The sequence below is a fragment of the Paenibacillus illinoisensis NBRC 15959 genome, assembly GCF_004000925.1.
GTDB lineage: Bacteria > Bacillota > Bacilli > Paenibacillales > Paenibacillaceae > Paenibacillus > Paenibacillus illinoisensis.
This window is the reverse complement of record NZ_BIME01000007.1, coordinates 71,526-91,355: the sequence shown is the minus strand read 5'-3', so window position 1 is coordinate 91,355 and position 19,830 is coordinate 71,526. Positions and strand designations below refer to the sequence as shown.

Annotated in this window: 15 protein-coding genes and 2 riboswitches; of the genes, 3 read left to right on the top strand and 12 right to left on the bottom strand. The window is 48.3% G+C overall.

Going from position 1 to position 19,830, the window contains the following annotated elements:
• Positions 1–7: 7 nt before the first annotated feature.
• Together PIL01S_RS17760 and gcvH are read right to left on the bottom strand one after the other, a co-directional pair.
• The gene (locus PIL01S_RS17760; RefSeq protein ID WP_127538666.1) at positions 8–1,468 is read right to left on the bottom strand and encodes a PTS mannitol transporter subunit IICB; all 1,461 of its coding nucleotides are present in this window, start codon (positions 1,466–1,468) and stop codon (positions 8–10) included.
• A 429-nt stretch (positions 1,469–1,897) separates the two neighbouring features.
• Positions 1,898–2,290, bottom strand: coding sequence for a glycine cleavage system protein GcvH (gcvH, locus tag PIL01S_RS17755; RefSeq protein WP_127538665.1), 393 nt, complete (start codon positions 2,288–2,290; stop codon positions 1,898–1,900).
• A 339-nt stretch (positions 2,291–2,629) separates the two neighbouring features.
• Positions 2,630–2,753, top strand: a riboswitch (glycine riboswitch).
• 3 nt (positions 2,754–2,756) lie between these two features.
• Positions 2,757–2,858: riboswitch (glycine riboswitch) on the top strand.
• Positions 2,859–3,040: 182 nt separating this feature from the next.
• Between gcvH and gcvT the strand changes: the two genes are divergently transcribed.
• The 3 genes from gcvT to gcvPB all read left to right on the top strand — a co-directional run bounded on the left by gcvT (position 3,041) and on the right by gcvPB (position 7,079).
• Positions 3,041–4,177, top strand: coding sequence for a glycine cleavage system aminomethyltransferase GcvT (gene gcvT, locus PIL01S_RS17750; protein ID WP_127538664.1), 1,137 nt, complete (start codon positions 3,041–3,043; stop codon positions 4,175–4,177).
• Positions 4,174–5,529: an aminomethyl-transferring glycine dehydrogenase subunit GcvPA gene (gene gcvPA, locus PIL01S_RS17745; RefSeq protein ID WP_127538663.1), complete on the top strand. Its 1,356-nt coding sequence runs from the start codon at positions 4,174–4,176 to the stop codon at positions 5,527–5,529. Before gcvT ends, gcvPA begins: the two co-directional genes overlap by 4 nt.
• Positions 5,530–5,603: 74 nt before the next feature.
• Positions 5,604–7,079 (top strand): aminomethyl-transferring glycine dehydrogenase subunit GcvPB, encoded by a 1,476-nt coding sequence (gene gcvPB, locus PIL01S_RS17740; protein WP_127538855.1) that lies wholly within the window; start codon positions 5,604–5,606, stop codon positions 7,077–7,079.
• A 247-nt stretch (positions 7,080–7,326) separates the two neighbouring features.
• Here the strand turns inward: gcvPB and ptsP are convergent, their stop codons facing one another.
• From ptsP to galE, 10 genes are all read right to left on the bottom strand, one after another.
• Positions 7,327–9,039, bottom strand: coding sequence for a phosphoenolpyruvate--protein phosphotransferase (ptsP, locus tag PIL01S_RS17735; RefSeq protein WP_095289546.1), 1,713 nt, complete (start codon positions 9,037–9,039; stop codon positions 7,327–7,329).
• Positions 9,032–9,307 (bottom strand): HPr family phosphocarrier protein, encoded by a 276-nt coding sequence (locus PIL01S_RS17730; protein ID WP_036617010.1) that lies wholly within the window; start codon positions 9,305–9,307, stop codon positions 9,032–9,034. The genes ptsP and PIL01S_RS17730 overlap by 8 nt, the downstream gene beginning before the upstream one ends.
• A gap of 78 nt (positions 9,308–9,385) precedes the next feature.
• Complete coding sequence (gene ptsG / locus PIL01S_RS17725) at positions 9,386–11,440, bottom strand: glucose-specific PTS transporter subunit IIBC (protein WP_127538662.1); 2,055 nt, start codon at positions 11,438–11,440, stop codon at positions 9,386–9,388.
• A gap of 290 nt (positions 11,441–11,730) precedes the next feature.
• A complete protein-coding gene (glcT, locus tag PIL01S_RS17720; protein WP_127538661.1) occupies positions 11,731–12,585 on the bottom strand; it encodes a glucose PTS transporter transcription antiterminator GlcT in 855 nt (284 codons plus the stop codon).
• A gap of 166 nt (positions 12,586–12,751) precedes the next feature.
• On the bottom strand, positions 12,752–14,299 hold the full coding sequence (locus tag PIL01S_RS17715; RefSeq protein WP_127538660.1) for a flotillin family protein: 1,548 nt from the start codon (positions 14,297–14,299) through the stop codon (positions 12,752–12,754).
• Positions 14,300–14,352: 53 nt separating this feature from the next.
• Positions 14,353–14,889: a protease gene (locus tag PIL01S_RS17710; protein WP_127538659.1), complete on the bottom strand. Its 537-nt coding sequence runs from the start codon at positions 14,887–14,889 to the stop codon at positions 14,353–14,355.
• 214 nt (positions 14,890–15,103) lie between these two features.
• The gene (locus PIL01S_RS17705; protein ID WP_127538658.1) at positions 15,104–16,267 is read right to left on the bottom strand and encodes an iron-containing alcohol dehydrogenase; all 1,164 of its coding nucleotides are present in this window, start codon (positions 16,265–16,267) and stop codon (positions 15,104–15,106) included.
• A 90-nt stretch (positions 16,268–16,357) separates the two neighbouring features.
• Positions 16,358–16,945 carry an MSMEG_1061 family FMN-dependent PPOX-type flavoprotein gene (locus PIL01S_RS17700; protein ID WP_127538657.1) on the bottom strand — a complete coding sequence of 196 codons (588 nt, stop codon included), beginning with the start codon at positions 16,943–16,945 and terminating at the stop codon, positions 16,358–16,360.
• 281 nt (positions 16,946–17,226) lie between these two features.
• Entirely contained in the window at positions 17,227–18,825 is a 1,599-nt protein-coding gene (locus PIL01S_RS17695) for a UDP-glucose--hexose-1-phosphate uridylyltransferase (protein WP_127538656.1), read from the bottom strand.
• A 15-nt stretch (positions 18,826–18,840) separates the two neighbouring features.
• Complete coding sequence (galE, locus tag PIL01S_RS17690) at positions 18,841–19,830, bottom strand: UDP-glucose 4-epimerase GalE (protein WP_127538655.1); 990 nt, start codon at positions 19,828–19,830, stop codon at positions 18,841–18,843.

The window sequence follows — 19,830 nt, the reverse complement described above, 5'->3', positions numbered from 1 at the left end:
CAACCTGTTATTTCAGGCGTTCAACGAGCGCATCGTATTCCGGGCTTTTTAGGAAGTTGTCGATGGATATATGTTCTGCGTTCGGTGCCACGCTGCGGGCACGGTCCGTCAATGTCTTCTGCGTAATAACAACGTCTGCGTCCTGCGGGATATCACTGATTGCCGTGTTGGTTACCGCAACGTCAATCCCTTCAGCTTTCATCTTCTTGCGGAGAATGGAAGCCCCCATGGCACTTGAACCCATACCTGCATCACAGGAGAAGACGATTTTCTTCACATCGGTTTTTGCTTTCACAGTTGAAGAAGCCAAATCCGCGGCTCTGTCTGCTTCACGATTATCTGCTGTAATGGCAGCATTCGCTGTATTGCCTTGGCTCTTCATGTCTTTCATGCGATTCGCTGCAGACTCCAGATCTTCTTCTTTTTGCTTACCTGTTTTCAGCAGCAGTGCTGCAACCAGGAAGGATACGATCGCGGCCACAGCCACCCCGGCAAGCATCGCCAGATATCCACCTTTTGGCGTTAACAGGGAATATGCAATGATACTACCCGGTGAAGGTGCTGAGACCAGTCCGGCTCCGGTAAGCATGAAGGTTGCTGTACCTGCCACGCCGCCTGCGATTGCCGCAAGAATCAGAATCGGTCTCATCAGAATGTAAGGGAAATAAATTTCGTGAATTCCCCCGAAGAAGTGGATGATAACGGCACCCGGTGCAGAAGATCTTGCTGTTCCACGACCGAAGAAGCAGTAAGCCAGCAGGATACCAAGTCCGGGACCCGGGTTCGATTCAAGCATGTATAATACAGATTGACCCAATTCTCTCGCTTGATCTGTTGCAATCGGTGTTAGAATGCCGTGGTTGATTGCGTTGTTCAGGAACAATACCTTCCCTGGTTCAATAATCAGGTTGACGAGTGGGAGCAATCCCAGATTCATCAGCCCCTGTACACCAGCAGATAATACGGTGCTAATTCCTTCTACAGCAGGTCCGATACCCAGCAGTGCAATGATCGCCAGGATACCACCGATAATACCGGCTGAGAAGTTGTTAACCAACATCTCAAACCCTGCTTTGATCTTGCCTTCAATGGCTTTATCGAACTTTTTAATGATCCATGCGGCCAGAGGTCCGGCAATCATGGCACCCAGGAACATCGGAATGTCACTGCCGACGATAACCCCTATGGTCATGATGGCACCAACGACACCACCACGCTGGCCATGCACCATCGTACCTCCAGTGTAACCGATAAGCAGTGGTAGCAAATATTTGATCATCGGATCTACTAACAGTGCCAGATCCGCGTTAGGGAACCAGCCCTTTTCAATAAAGAGTGCCGTAATTAATCCCCATGCAATAAACGCACCCATATTCGGCATAACCATACCGCTTAGGAATCGGCCAAAACGCTGAACGCCTACCCGGAGACCGCCTTTGGAATTGGACGTTTGGTCCAAGTTACTCATTGTATTATCCTCCTCGGATCAAGTAGTTATCATTTATGAAAGGGGTCTCATTTCTCCCCTGCTGTTATCCTAAGCCAGATTGGTCTCCGGTTCAACGAAATGAAAGCGTACTTTCGTCATGATCATTGATGACAACATTGTGTTTATGTAATCGTTTTTATGATGATGAGAGGGCTCTAACCATTGATATACTTGGCTTTTTCCGTGTGTGACTTATATCATTTACGGTACTAAATTCAATAATATAGCATGTGCGATTCAGCCTTTTTCCATCCTGTTCAAGTGTCTCATATGGCCACAAGCCTGTCCTTGGGAACACAAAAAGCCTGCATGAGCATCAAGGCTCACACAGGCTCTGAAGACGTGCACGACCGTCCAATTTATGAAAAAAATCATAGATTAATTTAGGTTATTTAGTGCAAATACATTCTACTCCTCGGTGTGCTTACGATATGCATCAGCATTCATCAGTTTAGACAACGCTGCTGTCAAATCACCTTCAACACGAATCTCAATCATCCAGCCTTCTTCGTAAGGCGAACTGTTGACGAGTCCAGGTGCATCCTGCAGGGCTTCATTCACAGCAATAATCGAACCGCTTACCGGAGAAAACAAATCCGAAACCGTCTTCACGGATTCAATCGTACCAATGCTATCTTCCGCTTTTACATCCGATTCAAGGTCAGGCAATTCCACAAACACAATGTCACCCAGCTGATGCTGCGCGAACTCGGTAATGCCGATCCGTACAGTATCCTCCCCTACGGTTTGCACCCACTCGTGCTCTTCACTGTACAGGAAATCACTTTTCAATTCGCTCATCGATATCCGCCTCGCTTTTCATTAATGAGTGCATGCGTCCTTCGGCCAACCTTTTTCCCAGAACATAGCGTAAGATATTTTCGATTGAAATGTCAAGATACCTCACAAATTATTTGATTTTTGATGATTACAGCCTGTAACGCAAACACCCTCACTCTACATATAATGGGTAATATTAGAATAGTAAGCGCACTCTTTTTATATACACGAACAATAAATTGAGATCACTAAATATTATTCGGTTTTTTATTAATTTCTGTGATATCGTTCTTGACATCGATAGTGGATTCACGTTTTAATGAGAGAGTAAATGTTAATCGTTGTGTGCATCACCCGCGGATGAATGTAAAGGGAGAGATTACCCGTGACGCCCAACTCTTGGATGCACGCGGTAACGCCGAAGGAGTAAACCACCCGACAAGCGGGAGGTGAATCTCTCAGGCAAAAGGACTTTTACGGGACGCAACTCTGGAGAGCATCTATTCGCCCGGTATGGGCGTTATGATCACCCAAGGGGAAACCTGCTGCAACCTATTGGCGGGGTAACTCTCAGGTACCAAGGACAGAGCCTAAGAATACAGCGTGCTTCTGGCATGCCGGTTCTTTGGCCTGTCCTTTTCCTTTTTCCCAAAAAAACGAAAGTCAGGATCGAGCCGGCGCTGTCATCAGCAGCCTTAACCATACTTATCCAAGAAAAGAATCATTCATGTTATACACTCGGCCCAGTAGCGGCCATAACGAGGTGATTTGATGTCCGATTTGCTTAGAACTCCACTCTATCCACTTTATCAGCAATATGAAGGTGTACGGTGCATCGATTTTGGAGGCTGGGAGCTTCCGGTTCAATTCAGTGGGATTCAGAAGGAACATGAAGCGGTGCGAGAACGGGCCGGACTGTTCGATGTATCCCACATGGGTGAATTCACGGTACAGGGTGAAGAGGCCGAAGCATTTTTGCAGAAACTGACGACCAACGACGTGACTTCACTGGTTCCTGGCCAGGCACAATACACGTTAATGTGTTACCCGGACGGTGGCGTAGTGGACGATCTGCTCGTATACAAGCTGGAAGATCAGCATTATATGCTCGTCGTGAATGCCTCTAATATTGACAAGGACTGGGCCTGGCTGCAAGAGCACATGGTTCCTGGGGTGAGCATGACGAATGACTCCGCGGAAACAGCTCTCCTGGCTCTACAGGGCCCGCTTGCTGCAGACATCATCGGAAAAGTTACAGATACTGATATATCCATAATCGAGCCTTTTCGTTTTGTACAGAATGCTGAGGTCTGTGGTGTAAAACTGCTGCTGTCCCGCACCGGTTATACCGGAGAAGACGGCTTCGAACTATACGTACAGGCAGATCAGGCCGCTGCGGTCTGGAACGGATTAATGGAGGCTGGCGCTGATCACGGTCTGGTTCCAGCTGGACTTGGTGCACGGGATACACTTCGATTCGAAGCGAAGCTGCCCCTCTACGGACAGGAACTATCGCCGACCATTTCACCGCTGGAAGCAGGCGTTGGCATGTTTGTGAAGCTTAATGCCGGACCTTTTATCGGACACGAAGCACTATTGCAGCAAAAGAATGGTGGACCTTCCCGTAAACTGGTCGGCATTGAAGTACTGGAGCGCGGGATTCCACGTCCCCACTATCCCATCTACGCGGAAGGCGTGCAGATCGGGGAAGTAACAACCGGTACACAGTCCCCTACGCTGAAGCGCAATCTGGGGCTCGCCCTAATTAACAGCCAATATGCTGCACTCGGCACCCCGCTCGAGATTGAGATTCGTGGCAAAAAGCTGAAAGCCGAAGTTGTGAAGACCCCTTTTCATAAACGGACACGTACGTCAAAGACACCTACCCAAGGAGCTGATCAAGCATGAACAAGCACCGCTACATTCCTATGACTGAACAGGATCAGAGCGCCATGCTCGCAACCATCGGTGTGGAAACGATTGAGGATCTGTTCCATGACATCCCGCAGGAGATTCGTTATCAAGGCGAGCTTCCGGTCTCCTCCAAGCTGGATGAATATGCGCTGACACGCCACATGTCGAAGCAGGCTGGCGCCAATGCCAATTTTGAGACACACGCCAGTTTCCTGGGCGCAGGCATATACGATCATCATATCCCTTCCGTGATTAATCACGTCATTTCCCGTTCCGAGTTCTATACCGCCTATACGCCATATCAGCCCGAAATCAGTCAGGGCGAGCTCCAGGCGATCTTCGAATTTCAATCGTATATCTGTGAACTGACTGGCATGGCTGTAGCCAATGCGAGCATGTATGATGGCGCGACCGCATTTGCAGAAGCAGGGAATCTGGCCGCAGCGGCAACTCGCCGCAAACAGCTAATCGTCTCCCGTACCGTTCATCCTGAAGCCCGTCAAGTGTTGAAGGCTTATGCCCATGGTCTGAATTTGGAGATTGTCGAAGTTGGTTATCAGAACGGGGTGACCGATTGGGATGCCCTTCAAGCCGCCGTATCGGATGATACCGCAGCTGTCATGATCCAGAGTCCGAACTTCTTCGGTGCCGTGGAAAATGTAAAACAGGCTGCAGACCTCGCACATGCGCACAAGGGTCTGCTCGTGGTCAGCGCAAACCCGCTGGCGCTTGGTATGCTCGAAGCTCCAGGCAAGCTGGGTGCTGACATCGTTGTCGGTGATGCACAGCCCCTTGGCATCTCTGCTTCGCTCGGTGGTCCGACATGTGGATATTTCGCTGTATCCCAGGCTCATATGCGCCGGATTCCCGGTCGAATCGTTGGCCAGACAACGGATCGCAACGGCAAACGTGGTTTTGTACTTACGCTCCAAGCACGTGAACAGCATATCCGCCGTGAAAAGGCGACATCCAATATTTGCTCCAACCAGGCATTGCTTGCCCTAAGCGCTTCGGTGTATATGTCCACTATGGGAAGACAGGGCATGGTTGATGTGGCTGACCTGAATTTGCAAAAGAGTCATTATGCTCTTCAAGCACTGACAGCAATTCCTGGAGTCAGCCTGACCTTTAAAGCACCCACATTCAATGAGTTTGTCATCCAGCTACCAGAAGGGACAGACGTCGATGCCCTTCAGTTGAAGCTGCTGGATGCCGGTTTCATCGGAGGATATGAACTTGGACGGGATTACCCGGAGCTTGCCGGACATATGCTGGTCGCTGTTACGGAACGGCGCAGCAAGGAAGAGATTGACGAATTCGCACGTGTATTGGAGGGATCGCTGTGACTCAGGAAATGACAACCATCCAAGGACAGCCGGAAACGGCAGCTCCTTCCCAAGCCGAAACCAGCACGCAACAAATGACACAAGCAGCATCGCCTGCTCCAGAGCAATCACTGATCTTTGAACTGAGCAGCCCGGGTCGTGTCGCTTACTCCCTGCCTGAATGCGATGTTCCGCGTCAAGATCCCGCGAGCTTGATTCCCCGGGAAATGCTGCGTTCGGAAGCAGCTGCACTGCCTGAGGTATTTGAAGTAGATGTCATTCGTCACTATACTGCCCTTTCCCGCCGGAACTTCGGGGTAGATAACGGATTCTATCCACTCGGATCTTGTACGATGAAGTATAATCCGAAGATTAACGAGGATGTTGCTCGCTACAATGGATTTGCCAAAATCCATCCGTATCAGCCTGAATCCAGTATTCAAGGTGCACTTGAGTTGCTCTACACGTTGCAAAACGACCTTGCAGGTCTGACTGGCATGGACGCGGTGACCCTGCAACCAGCAGCTGGTGCACATGGTGAATGGACCGGACTCATGATGATTCGTGCCTATCACGAAGGTCGTGGTGAACAGCGGACCAAAGTCATTGTCCCGGATTCTTCACACGGCACCAACCCGGCAAGTGCAACCGTGGCTGGCTTCGAGACAATAACCATTCCATCCCGTGCAGACGGTCTGGTCGATCTGGATGCACTGCGTGCAGCCGTAGGTTCCGATACTGCAGCCTTGATGCTGACCAACCCAAATACCCTGGGATTGTTTGAAAAGGACATTCAGGAGATTGCCTCCATCGTGCATCAAGCCGGTGGCCTTCTCTATTATGACGGAGCCAACTCCAATGCCATTATGGGTATTACCCGTCCTGGGGACATGGGCTTCGATGTCGTACATCTGAACTTGCACAAAACGATGAGTACTCCGCATGGCGGAGGTGGTCCTGGTGCCGGACCCGTCGGCGTAAAAAATCGTCTGATTCCGTTCCTGCCGAAACCGATGGTGATCAAGAACGATCAGGGACAATACGCCCTGGATCGGGAAGGAGATCAATCGATTGGTCGGGTCAAAGCGTATTACGGCAACTTCGGTATCTTGGTACGCGCCTATGCCTACATTCGTACGTATGGACCTGAAGGCTTGCGCCGGGTATCCGAATGTGCCGTACTCAATGCAAACTATATGATGGCACGTCTTGCACCTTATTACGAAATTCCGTACCCAGGCGTATGTAAGCATGAATTTGTCATGTCTGGCCGGGGCCTGAAGCAATATGGTGTAAGAACATTGGATGTAGCCAAACGACTGCTTGATTTCGGGTATCATCCACCAACCGTCTACTTCCCGCTCAACGTAGAGGAATGTATCATGATTGAACCAACGGAAACAGAGAGCAAAGAAACGCTGGATGGCTTTATCGATACTATGATTCGTATTGCCAAGGAAGCAGAAGAGACACCTGAACTGGTACTCAATGCACCTTATGGGACGCCGGTTACCCGTCTGGATGAGACCACAGCAGCACGTAAACCTGTATTGAACTGCGCGTGCAGTTAATACCCAGCCATTCAACTAACGGCTCCAGCTGATGTTTTAACGTCAGCTGAAGCCGTTTTTTTATTTGCTGATGTCGCTGCCTCCTACGCGCGAACGCTCTCTTTCTTTATTCCTTATGATCCCACATTAGCCCGCAAAAAAAGCCGGCATCCGCTGTTCGCAGATACCGGCAATATCGCTGCATTCCTGCAGCCCATTCATCGGAAAAAGAAAAGACCTTAAAATCCGGAGGATAACCCTCGCAAAATTACGCTTTGATGCTTTGAACCAATTCAACCACTTGCTCAGCAGTTTGCATGTCCAGAGCTTTAGCAGCCAGTTCCTGCATGTCCGCACGGGACAGCTTGGTGATCTGGCTACGAGCTGGCAGGATGGATGTTGCGCTCATGCTGAACTCATCCAGTCCGAGACCAAGCAGCAATGGAATTGCTGTTTCGTCTCCCGCCATCTCTCCACACATACCAACCCATTTACCTTCGCGATGTGCTGCATCGATGACCATTTTCACCAGACGCAGAATAGCAGGGTTGTATGGTTGGTACAGATAGGATACACGCTCGTTCATACGGTCAGCTGCCATGGTGTATTGAATCAGATCGTTCGTTCCGATACTGAAGAAATCAACCTCTTTGGCAAATTGATCCGCTAGAACCGCAGTCGAAGGAATTTCGACCATGATACCCAGTTGAATGCTGTCAGAAACAGCAATCCCTTCAGCTACCAGCTTTTCCTTCTCTTCGAGCAGGACCGCTTTCGCTTCACGGAATTCACCCAGTGTTGCGATCATTGGGAACATGACACGCAGGTTGCCATGTACGCTTGCACGCAGCAATGCACGCAATTGTGTACGGAAAATATCAAGACGGTCCAGACACAGACGAACTGCACGGAAACCAAGGAATGGATTCATTTCTTTTGGCAGATCCAGATATGGAAGCTCCTTGTCTCCACCGATATCGAGTGTACGAACAACGACAGGTTTGCCTTCCATTTTTTCAAGTACGGCTTTGTAAGCATTGTACTGAATATCCTCGGAAGGAAGTTTGTCTCTGCCCATGTACAAGAACTCGGTACGATACAGGCCTACAGCCTCTCCACCGTTCTCCAGAACACCGGTAACGTCATTCGGCGTACCAATGTTGGCTGCCAGTTCCACATGAACGTTATCCACCGTTACAGTTGGTTCGTCACGCAATTTTCTCCACTCGGCACGTTGTGCATCATATTGTTCCTGTTTGGAACGATACTCAGCAATGACCTCATCTGTTGGGTTAACCAGAACATGACCGTCCAGGCCATCAACGATAATCATATCGCCTTGCTTGGCTTGAGCCAGAATGTCTTTGGTTCCCACAACAGCCGGGATTTCAAGAGAACGAGCCATGATTGCAGAGTGGGAAGTACGTCCGCCAATGTTGGTTGCAAAACCTTTAACATATTGACGGTTCAATTGAGCCGTATCGGAAGGCGTCAGATCCTCGGCCAGCACAATCACTTCTTCGCTAATCTCAGCCGGACTCATGAAGTCGATACCAAGCAAGTGATTCAGCACACGTTTGGTTACGTCACGCATATCTGCAGCACGTTCCTGCAGGTAAGCACTCTTCATGTTTTCGAACATGGAGATAAATTGCGATGCCGTTTCGTTGAGTGCAAATTCTGCATTCACTTTTTCATCAGCAATTTTTGCTTTTACCGGATCAATCAGTTCCGGGTCATTCAGAATGAGCAAATGGGAAGCAAAGATTTCAGCTTTCTTCTCGCCAAGCTCTTGTAAAGTACGCTCTTTGATCGCCTCAAGCTCAGACTGGGACTTGCCCAGTGCTGAGTCGAGTTTCGCGATCTCTGCGTCAACGTCGTTGATTTGGCGTTTTTCTACAGAGTAATCAGGATGCTCCAAGATAAACGCCTTGGCGATAGCAATACCCGCCGAAGCCGCGATCCCGGAAACATTAAGCATTAATTTCGCCCAGCCCTTCGTTAACCATAACGTCAGTCAGAGCTTGAAGAGCTTCAGCTTCGCCTTCGCCTTCAACGATGATGCTGATGGTGTCGCCTTGTTCCAAACCAAGGGACAGAACGCCCAGGATGGATTTCAGTGTTACTTTTTTACCGTTAGCTTCTGCAAAGGATTCTGCACCTTTGAATTTGTTAGCTGTATTAACCAGGGCTGTCGCCGGACGTGCGTGGATACCATCTTCGTCTGTAATTCTGAATGTTTGTTGCATTACAATCATCTCACTTTCAAGTAGTTTAATTTAGGCATTGCATATATTTACACTTGCTTGCCATTATCGGAACATTTCTTATTTTATCTCAATGATTGGCTGATCGCCAATTTTCAGTACTCCACTCTTCTTCAGGGTCACCGTGGAGCCCTCTGGCAGGTTAGTGAAAATCACTGGCGAGATAATGGATGGAGCGTTAGCTTTCACATACTCCAGATCCACTTCCATAATCGGTTGACCTGCCGATACCAGGTCACCTTCCTGCACAAGCACGTTGAAACCTTGACCTTTCAATTTCACCGTGTTGACACCTATATGAACCAGCACTTCCTTGCCTCCGTCAGACATAATGCCGACAGCATGCTTGCTAGGAAATACGTTAAACACTTTACCATACACTGGCGAAGTAATTTTGCCATCATGCGGCAGCACAGCGAAACCGTCACCTGTCATTTTCTCAGCAAAGACCGGATCAGGTACGTTAGTGATATCCATCAATTCACCGTTGACCGGCATGACGATATCTTCAGCAATAATGCGTTCGCCTTCTGCTCCCGCTGCCTTCTCCTCTTCAGGAGCAGGTTTAACATCAGCAGCTGGTGCTGGTGCCGGGGTGCGTCCTGCAATGATGTCCTGCATTTGGGACTTGATTGTATCTGAACGTGTACCGAAAATGGCCTGTACATTATTACCCACTTCAAGCACGCCAGATGCACCTAATTGTTTCAAACGATCTTTATTTACATTGGATTTCTCATTTACTTCAATCCGCAAACGAGTGATACATGCATCCAGGTGTTTGATATTCTGCTGTCCACCAAAGGCTTCCAGAATATTGTGTGGCAGATCGTCAGTTGAACCTGATCCTCCACCCGAGCTTGTTTCAGGTGTTGCTTCTTCGCGACCTGGTGTTTTGAGATTGAACTTGCGAATGATCATTCGGAATCCGAAGTAGTAGATCACGGCAAGAATCAAACCGACGATAATAACGTCCCACCATGGTGTGCGGTTCGGGATAATCCCGAAAATCAGGAAGTCAATGAATCCACCGGAGAACGTCATCCCGATTTTGACACCCAGAATTTGCATTGTCATGAAAGACAAACCTGCGAAGATACAGTGTACTGCAAACAGGACTGGCGCCACAAACAGGAATGAAAATTCAAGTGGCTCTGTAATCCCGGTAAGGAACGAGGTCAGCGCAGCTGAGCCCATGATCCCTGCAACATACTTTTTGTGCTCCGGTCTTGCTTCATGGTACATCGCAAGCGCCGCAGCTGGCAAACCGAACATCATGAACGGGAATTTACCCACTTGGAAGGTTCCCGCCGTGAGGTTTACACCATCACGCAATTGGTTGAAGAAGATCTGCTGGTCCCCACGAATAACGTCTCCAGCCTTGTTCACATACTCACCGAATTCAAACCAGAATGGAGAGTAGAAAATGTGGTGGAGTCCAAACGGAATAAGGGACCGTTCCACGACTCCGAAAATGAATGCCGAGAGTGTCGGACTCGTATCTACCATGAAATGAGATACAGCATTCAGTCCATTTTGAATCGGTGGCCAGATGACCACCAGCAGTAATCCGAGCAAAAGGGAAACAACCGAAGTGATAATCGGAACAAAACGTTTACCTGCAAAGAATCCAAGGTAAGACGGCAGTTCGATTTTGAAGAACCGGTTGTAACATAGTGCTGCGGCAATACCAATAATGATACCTCCGAACACACCGGTACTCAGTGTTGGAATCCCCAAAATGCTGGCATAACCCGGTACTTCACCGATCATTGCTGGCGTTACACCGACAGCAGTACCCAAAGTGACGTTCATTACCAGATAACCAATGATGGCCGCAAGACCTGCCACGCCTTCGCCTCCGGCTAACCCTACGGCTACCCCCACAGCAAATAGCAATGCCAGATTGTCAAATACGATCTGACCTGCGTTCATCATGATCGTCGCGATCGAGTTCACCCAAGGGGTGTCCAGTGCCGTTACGTATTGCAAAAAGTCCGGATTCACCAGCATATTACCGATTCCGAGCAATAAGCCCGCCGCTGGTAGAATGGCCACAGGCAGCATAAGAGCTTTACCTACTCTTTGCAAGACGCCAAAAAGCTTTTTAAACATCGCGTCGTATTCACCCTTTCGTGTATGTCTGTATGTCGTGATGCAAGCAAGGGAAAACAAAAAAGGCATAAGCTAATAAAGTTAACTGTACCAACCTTCGGGTATAGCATACCCTGTATAAGGTAAGAACAATCACACTCTAGAAACTCATGCCTGATCGAGTCAGTAACACGTCGCTTATGTTTTTTATTCAGTTGCTTGATTACGGACACCATTGTAGCATCACTTCAAAAACAGTGCAAGCCTTTACACTAAAATTGTTCGGACGCAATTCCAGGCGTGGGAATATTTCACTTTCCCTCTTCTTCTTTCCTTTGATTGAGCCGTTGGAGATGGATGGTCAGATAACCAACCTCTGCTGGATAAACCGGCAGATTCAATCTTCTCTCCATCACTTTGGTCAGCTTCCATGCAAGCGAGTACATTTCAGGGTACTCCAACTTGAGCAGGGAATCCAGCTTATGAAGCTCTTCCACCTTATCCCCCCGTCGCACACGTTCCAATGCAAAGCGAAGATGTGTAAGCAAACGCGAATAGTCCAGTGACTCCGTCTCAAACGAATAATCCAATTGGTCCGTTACGATTCCCACCAGATCGGTAATCAGCTGGGAGTGCTCGCGTACTTGGGATATGTTCTGATTGGTCATGGCACTGTAGATATGGAGTGCAATAAAACCAATTTCATCCATACCCAGATCGACACCGAGCTTTTCCTTAATAAGGCGAACGGCGTAATCTCCCATTCGATATTCTTCGGGGTAGATCTCACGTGTTTCATATAGAAACGGATTTTGGATCACAATGCCCTGTTCTTTGCGTTTAAGTGCAAAGGAAATATGATCGGTCAATGCAATATGAATATGTTCGTTAAGCGGAACATCCGTACGCTCAGCAATATACGTAATGACTTCGTTAATAATCTCGATCAATGCCTCATCCACTTGCGGAAGAAGCTGTTTGTACTGCTCTTGCTCCTGCTGGTTTTTCAAAATAAACATCTTCTCCACAGCCATCAAGGGAATGATGTCACCCGTTTTCCGGTTAAAGCCTATGCCTTTACCGATGACGACGACTTCTCCATGTTCAGGATGCTGTGCAATAATTACATTATTATTTAGCGCTTTGTTTACATGCAGGCTGCTCACTGTTTGCACCTCTTTTTTCATACCATCTGGAATGTGATTCCTCACAATCCTCGTAATGAACGAAAAGACGTCCGGTGCGGGCAAACCGCGCCGAACGTCTCGCTTAAAAAGTAACAAAAAATCACGTTAAGGTCAATAGAGCTTCACGTATCGTTCACACGTAGTCCTAATCCTCTGCTCCAGCTCTCTCCACAATCTTGTCGATCACAGATGGAGTGTTTACAGTTTCGCTTTGCTGAACAGCAACAGGTGCAGGCGTTTTGGACTTGGTCAAACCTTTGATCAACTGCTCTACATCAATGCCCGATACGCTTTTCAGCATCTCAGGAGCTGTAGACATCAGTTCGGTCACATAGTTACTTACACGTGCTGCACCCTCACCCTTACCTGTATCTACCACAGTTAATTTATCAATGGATGAGATCGGCTCTGCAATTTTACCAGCAAGCTCAGGCAGCATTTTGACGATGATATCGAGTACTGCAGCCTCGCCAAATTTCTGGAACGCTTCAGCCAATTTTTCCTTCGCTTCGGCTTCCGCCAGACCGCGCAGACGAATGACTTCTGCATCCGCAGTACCCTTGGCCCGTTCTGCATCTGCCATCGCCTGACCTTCAAGCCGTTTTTGTTCTGCTGTTGCCTTGGCTTGGGTCTCGATAGAGTACTGCACTGCATCGGCCTCACGCATTCTTTTTGCTTTGTCCGCTTCGGCCGCCTGCTCGACAGCATAACGATCCGCTTCCGCTTTTTTCTTCACTTCGGCGTCATACTGCTTCTCACGTACTGTAATTTCTTTTTCCTTGAGGTCAATCTCACGTTCTTTACGCACGAGTTCGACTTTCATCTGCTCTTCTACAACCGTTTGTTTCGCACGGGCTTCTTGAATATGATACGCCTGGTCCGCTTCGGCTTTTGCCGTATCCTGATCCCGCTTAAACGCTGCCACTTTCAATTCCTTCTCTTTGGCTGCTTCGGCGATATTGGTATCGCGGAGCAATTCAGCCTTTTGTCCTTGCTCTTCTGCATTCGCTTTTTGAATACGTGCATCTCTCATTGCTTCGGCTTCCGCAATCTCGGCATCCCGTTTCACGGCAGCAATTCTCGGCTTACCGAGGGCGTCCAGATATCCTTGTTTGTCACGAACATCCTTGATGGTAAAGGATACGATCTGCAGACCCATCTTCTTCAGATCCCTTGCAGCCACACCCTGAACCTCTTGTGCGAACCGATCCCGATTCCGGTAAACTTCCTCCACAGTCATAGTTCCGAGAATGGCCCGCAAATGCCCTTCCAGAACTTCCTGTGCTTCGCCTCGTAAAGCTTCAACAGGTTTACCGATGAATTGTTCAGCTGCTGTTGCTACATCTTCCACAGCACTACCAACTTTGATAATCGCGACACCATCTGCAATAACCGGAACCCCTTGTTCCGTATACACTTCTGGCGTGGATACGTCCAGCTTGTGAGACAACAGTGAGATAAATTCGGACTGCTGGAACACAGGCCAGATGAAGGCACCACCGCCACGTACGATTTTAATTTTGCGACCGGACTCATCTTCGGAAATATTTTTATTACCCAGGAATGAACCCGTAACGATCATCGCTTCATCTGGTCCAACCGTCTTATATCTCGCCCAGAAGGCCAAACCAAGAATCAGAATGACACCTACAACAATTGCAGGAATCAACAACACATCCATATTAACTTCCATTCCACATCTCTCCCCTTATTACAATGATGACAATACAACTTCTCTCGTTCTACTCAAACGTCTTTAAGTACATCTTCATCCCATTCCGCCACACGAAGCACACCTTCTGTTATGTCCACTACCACTACACGCGCACCCGCAGCAATAGGGCGATGTTCGAAGCTGGATGCGGTATGAATCGTGTTACCGGAAGCAACACGGATCATGACCTCACCGAAACCCCTTTCAGGTATTGGAATCGTAATTTCTCCGATTTTCCCGGATAGCTCTTTCATGGAAAATGCAATGGAAACCTCACTGTTCCGCATCGGTTTGATATAAGCAAAGAATACCAGCATGGCAGCAGCAATACCTATAAGCAGGGATAAGATAAGACCCGCAATTGCACCTACGGAACTATAACGCGTCAACATGATTCCAGCTCCGCCAAACGCTGTGATAGAACCAGCAAGTACAACAGGTTTGAGAAAATCAATGCCTGGCAGTTCAAAGGCTCCATCCAGCAATCCGTCAATCAAATCACCCAGCACCAGGCTGACGACCGCAAAAATGGCTCCTCCGATTAGACACCCCCAATAGATGGACTCCATTCCCCGTTCCTCCTCTCTTCTGCCGAAACTCCTAACCCACTGGGCATTCCTCATGTAAATAAATACGTAGTAATCGGCTTAAAGTTTCAAAATCTTTCCTCATTTGTATTCAAGACCCGATAATGGTTATTCTGCATGGTATTTCACGCAAAAAGACCGCAATTCTCCATATTGTGGAGATTTGCGGTCTTTATTAATAATTGAATGCCCTTTATTACAGAGATGCCTTGTAAATGGATACAACATCCTCACGCTGCAGCTTCTTGAAGTTACCAAATGGGCCAAACAGCATCGCCTTGTCAGCCATGACATCAATCTGGCTGTCGTCAATGTCATAGTCAGCAAGACGACTAGGTGCACCAATAGACGTCCAGAATTTGCGCAAAGCTTCGATGCCTTCCTCGGCTACCTGTTGGTCCGATTTGCCTTCCGGATTGACTTCAAAGACATTAATCGCCAATCGTTTGAAACGATCCACGTTTACGTCCAGGTTGTGTTTCATCCAGTTCGGGAACAGAATAGCAAGGCCCCCGCCGTGCGGGATGTCATACACTGCAGATACTGCATGTTCGATATTATGGGTTGCCCAGTCACCTGCTAGTCCCATGTTCAATACGCCGTTCAATGCCATCGTACCGCAGTATAGAATGGTTTCGCGCAGCTCATAGTTTTCCAGATCCTCTACCAAACGAGGTGCTGCATCCATAACCGTACGCAGAATCGTTTCACAAAATCCAAGTTGTACTGGCGTATTCTCATCCAGATGGAAATAATGCTCCAATACGTGAGACATCATGTCGACCATGCCGTATACCGTCTGATCCAAAGGCACGGTATATGTATTAACCGGGTCAAGGATGGAGAACGCAGGGAATGAATACGCACTGCCCCAGCCCAATTTTTCCTGTGTATCCTGATTCGTAATAACGGAACCGGAGTTCATTTCGGAGCCTGTTGCTGCCATCGTTAGTACAGTACCAAGTGGAAGTGCGTCCTGAGCAACCGCTTTACGCTGAGCAAAATCCCACATATCGCCATCGTATTTCGCACCTACGGCAATTGCTTTGGCACAGTCAAGCACACTACCGCCACCTACGGCGAGAATCAGCTCAATGTTCTGAGTTTTACAGATGTCAACTCCCTTATGGACAGTCGAAAGACGCGGGTTCGGTTCCACGCCCGCCAGTTCTGTAACTTCTGCTCCAATTTCCTTAAGCAATCCGATCACTTGATCATACAGACCACTACGTTTAATGCTGCCGCCCCCATATACAAGCAATACCCGTTTGCCGTACTTCGGTACTTCGGTTTTCAACGCTTCCAGTTGTCCTTTACCGAAGATCAGACGGGTAGGGTTATAAAATTGAAAAGATCTCATAATCTATGTCGCCTCCATTGGAGTTAGAATGTTTGTGCAACTCCAATTATAGTACCCTGATTTTATAAAAACAAATCCATAGTCACTCACTTATAACAAGCCGTTGATTTGCAGATGGGCACGGAACATATCCATGGTCGAGGGCAAATTTTCCTTATCCACCCAAGTCTCGGAAGACCACAACCCCGACTGCTTGAATGCTCTTGGGCAATGGATAAAGCATTCATTCACGTCTACAATAACCGCTGCCCCGATCGTTTTTCCCGTCCAGCCCATACTATTGATAAACTCCTCATCCTTCGTAATAGAAGCTGTTCCATTGATGCGTAATACTTCGTTCATGCCAGGAATGAGGAAGAGCATACCCACCCCAGGATGGGTTAGGATGTTTAACAGCGAGTCAATACGGCGATTGCCTGGACGTTCAGGATATACCAGACGATGCGGATCAAGAACCTTCACGAAGCCTGCTTCGTCTCCCCTGGGGGATGCATCACTTCTACCATCCCCATCCGAACTGGACAGAAAAAATAGGGGTGACATGGATAAAAAATGTTCAACATGGGAGTCCACAAACGATATCGCTTTGTTTCTCACGTGCTCATGAGGCTCACCCACCATGGTTTGCAATTCTTCTGCGTCGGTGATTAGCGGTATGTTCAGTGGCTTCTTTTCCATTTATTCGTCCCCGTTTCCTAAACTTCAAATATTTGATCAAGCTATGATAATCATTCTCATATTATACAATGAACCATGCTCCTCTGCCATGGCCCTGTGTTTATTGCTCATGATGGAAGAATACTTTAGATACATGATCGCTAATAACCATCGAGCCACATACACAAGTAAAATTGCAAGATGATTGATTCATTGTATTGAAAAAAGATAGATGAGCATTGCTGCTCACCTATCCTTTGTAAATTGTTTATTCATAGCATAATATTACTGCCCATTTGTACTTATTCGGTATATCCCATGCTTTCTACAAATCGACGGAAAGCCTGACGTCCGGCTTCATCATATTTGTAAACTCCGGCATGCTCCAAAATCTCGGAAAACTTCAGGCCTACTTCCTGCTGAATCAGAGCAACGGCCTGTTCCTTGTCCAGGTTGGAACCGAAACGTTCTTTCAGTTCTTCCGCCCAGCGAAGATGCTGGTTCAAAACATGGTCAGATGCCTGGGCAGCTTCCGCAAGCTGAGTGTCCCCTGCGAGAATATCGGCGATTCCGTCCAATTCTTCTTTTAATCGCCCTGGAAGGATCGCAAGCCCCATGACTTCGATAAGTCCGATGTTCTCTTTTTTCAAATGATGCATTTCACGGTGCGGGTGGAAAATCCCCTCGGGATGCTCTTCATTCGTACGATTGTTGCGGAGAACCAGATCCATCTCGTAACCACCGTCCGCACTGCGACGAACAATTGGTGTTACGGTGTTGTGAGGTACCTGCTCTCCATCCACCTCGCTGAACGCCTGGATCTGAACGGAAGGATCACTGTACAGTTTCCACGCTTCATATACGGCGTTACCCGCTTCGAGCAGCTCCGCTGGATCATGTGAAGCGAGCCGAAGAACGGACATTGGCCATTTTACCAGACTCAGGGTAAGCCCAGGTGCATGCGCATGACGGAATACCGCTTCAGGTTTCGCATTTTGGATGGCAAATGTATGGCGTCCGCCTTGGAAGTGGTCGTGAGTCAGGATCGAACCTCCCACGATAGGCAGATCTGCATTGGAACCAATAAAATAATGCGGATACTCGCCTACGAAGGCAAGCAGCCTGCGCAACGTATCTTTTGTCAGCTTCATAGGCACATGATCATGATGGAAAATGATGCAATGCTCGTTATAGTACACATATGGCGAGTACTGGAAGAACCAGGGTTCACCGTTTAATTCCAGCGGAATAACGCGCAGGTTTTGCCGGGCCGGGTGGTTTACCCGCCCAGCATAGCCTACATTTTCCCGACATAATTGACACTTCGGATACACCGGCGGCGGAAGCAGTTTGGCCATGGCGATTTCCTTCGGACTTTTCTCCGGCTTGGACAGGTTAATCGTAATTTCCATATCGCCATATGGCGTTTCCTGTGTCCAATACACATTCTTGGAGATTCGGTCCATACGAATGTAGTTGGAGTGAATCGACAGCTCGTAAAACTTCGATGTGGCTGCTTCAATACCTTCTGTTTGCTCTGTGTGGCGGAACGCGCGAACCACCTCGGATGGACGGGCCATCAGTTGACCCATAATTTTCGCATCCAGCAAATCACGGTACGTATCGGTATTCTCCGGAATGAGTCCAATGGCATAACCATAGTCAATCAACGTATCCAGCAAGGATTGCGGTCCATCCGGTACAATCTCGTTCAGCACTCCATCGTAGGGCTCGGAAAATCCGAACTGTTCCAGCAGAAGGTTGCGGCTGTAATCCCGATCCGCTTCTTCAATCAGCTTGTTCTGCAAGGCAAATGCAACCAGACGTTCAATGGCATGCAGTGCTTCCTGCTGCTCCGGTGTCCGGTCTATGGTGCCTGCAGCATTATGGGTCTGTGACATATGGATGTTCGCCTCCTAGTTTTTTCCGTAGCCGTTAGGATGAGATTGGTGCCAGCTCCAAGCACTCTGAATGACATCTTCCAGATTGGTCCATGTCGGATTCCAGCCTAGTACGGATCTTGCTTTGGCAGAAGAGGCTACCAGTACAGCCGGATCACCTGCACGGCGCGGCTCCTGTACAACCGGGATATCAAGTCCAGTCACTTTTTTCGCAGTTTCAATAACCTGTTTAACCGAGAAGCCTTGACCATTACCCAGGTTGAACACGTTGCTGTTCTCCCCTTTGCGGAGATAATCTACCGCGCGCAGATGCGCATCTGCCAAGTCACTCACGTGAATATAATCGCGGACACACGTTCCATCTTCTGTAGCGTAGTCATCGCCAAACACGGCAATGTGCGGACGTTGTTTCAGTGCGGTTTGCAATACGAGCGGGATCAAGTGGCTCTCCGGCTGATGGTCTTCGCCAATTTTGCCGCTATCATGTGCTCCAGCTGCATTGAAGTAACGCAAGGACACGTATTTAATCTCCTGTACTTTATCGAACCAGGACATCATGCGCTCCATCATCAGTTTTGTTTCCCCGTACACGTTCGTAGGCTCAGTTCGGTCACTCTCTTCGATCGGCACTTTCTCAGGCTCGCCATATGTGGCGGCTGTTGAAGAGAATACGATCCGGCGTACATCGGCTGCATTCATCGCTTCCAGCAGACATAACGTACCGAACACGTTATTGTCATAATATTTAACTGGATCCTTCATGCTCTCGCCAACCAGCGAGTTGGCTGCAAAGTGAATGACTGCATCAATGGAGTTTTCAGCAAACAGTTTTGCCAGAAACGCCTTGTCACGCAGATCTCCTTCATACAGTTTGCCTCCAAGCAATGCTTCCCGATGCCCTGTCTGCAAATTATCCAGCACCACAACTTCCTCGCCGCGTTCCAACAAAGCCGCTACCGTATGCGAACCAATATATCCTGCTCCACCTGTCACCAAAATTGCCAT

Excerpts from the sequence above, each read along its gene's own strand:
- galE (WP_127538655.1), bottom strand. The coding sequence starts at position 19,830 with ATGGCAATTTTGGTGACAGGTGGAGCAGGATATATTGGTTCGCATACG.
- ptsP (WP_095289546.1), bottom strand. The coding sequence starts at position 9,039 with ATGCTTAATGTTTCCGGGATCGCGGCTTCGGCGGGTATTGCTATCGCC.
- PIL01S_RS17695 (WP_127538656.1), bottom strand. The coding sequence starts at position 18,825 with ATGTCACAGACCCATAATGCTGCAGGCACCATAGACCGGACACCGGAG.
- gcvT (WP_127538664.1), top strand. The coding sequence starts at position 3,041 with ATGTCCGATTTGCTTAGAACTCCACTCTATCCACTTTATCAGCAATAT.
- PIL01S_RS17700 (WP_127538657.1), bottom strand. The coding sequence starts at position 16,945 with ATGGAAAAGAAGCCACTGAACATACCGCTAATCACCGACGCAGAAGAA.
- PIL01S_RS17710 (WP_127538659.1), bottom strand. The coding sequence starts at position 14,889 with ATGGAGTCCATCTATTGGGGGTGTCTAATCGGAGGAGCCATTTTTGCG.
- PIL01S_RS17715 (WP_127538660.1), bottom strand. The coding sequence starts at position 14,299 with ATGGAAGTTAATATGGATGTGTTGTTGATTCCTGCAATTGTTGTAGGT.
- gcvH (WP_127538665.1), bottom strand. The coding sequence starts at position 2,290 with ATGAGCGAATTGAAAAGTGATTTCCTGTACAGTGAAGAGCACGAGTGG.
- gcvPA (WP_127538663.1), top strand. The coding sequence starts at position 4,174 with ATGAACAAGCACCGCTACATTCCTATGACTGAACAGGATCAGAGCGCC.
- gcvPB (WP_127538855.1), top strand. The coding sequence starts at position 5,604 with ATGACACAAGCAGCATCGCCTGCTCCAGAGCAATCACTGATCTTTGAA.
- ptsG (WP_127538662.1), bottom strand. The coding sequence starts at position 11,440 with ATGTTTAAAAAGCTTTTTGGCGTCTTGCAAAGAGTAGGTAAAGCTCTT.
- PIL01S_RS17730 (WP_036617010.1), bottom strand. The coding sequence starts at position 9,307 with ATGCAACAAACATTCAGAATTACAGACGAAGATGGTATCCACGCACGT.
- PIL01S_RS17760 (WP_127538666.1), bottom strand. The coding sequence starts at position 1,468 with ATGAGTAACTTGGACCAAACGTCCAATTCCAAAGGCGGTCTCCGGGTA.
- PIL01S_RS17705 (WP_127538658.1), bottom strand. The coding sequence starts at position 16,267 with ATGAGATCTTTTCAATTTTATAACCCTACCCGTCTGATCTTCGGTAAA.